Here is a 274-nt window from a genome sequence, read left to right as displayed (position 1 = left end):
GGCTCAACGGTCTCTCAGCTCATTGCCCGATTGGCGCAGCAGGAGAGGCCGCAAGCATGACGGTTGCTCTGATCGTCGATGTAGGCCTCGCAATTCTTATCCTGTTCGTCGCCGGATGGATCGTCGCCGTTCGCAGCACATTCGCAGCGGTCATCGGGTTCGTCGTTTACGGACTACTTTTGTCCCTCGTCTGGGTTCGCTTATGGGCCATCGATATCGCCCTGACGGAAGCGGCCATCGGCAGCGGCGTGACCGGGGCACTCTTGCTGCGCAC

1 protein-coding gene is annotated in these 274 nt (G+C 60.6%); it reads left to right on the top strand.

Features of this window, described 5'->3' with window-relative positions; genetic code table 11:
• Positions 1 to 56: 56 nt before the first annotated feature.
• The coding region (locus RMT89_RS42960) for a hydrogenase subunit MbhD domain-containing protein (RefSeq protein WP_315889190.1) at positions 57 to 274 on the top strand (218 nt) is incomplete at its 3' end.

The sequence above is a fragment of the Streptomyces sp. P17 genome, assembly GCF_032436805.1.
In the GTDB taxonomy this organism is placed as follows: Bacteria; Actinomycetota; Actinomycetes; order Streptomycetales; family Streptomycetaceae; genus Streptomyces.
This window is presented reverse-complemented; position numbering and strand designations above follow the sequence as displayed.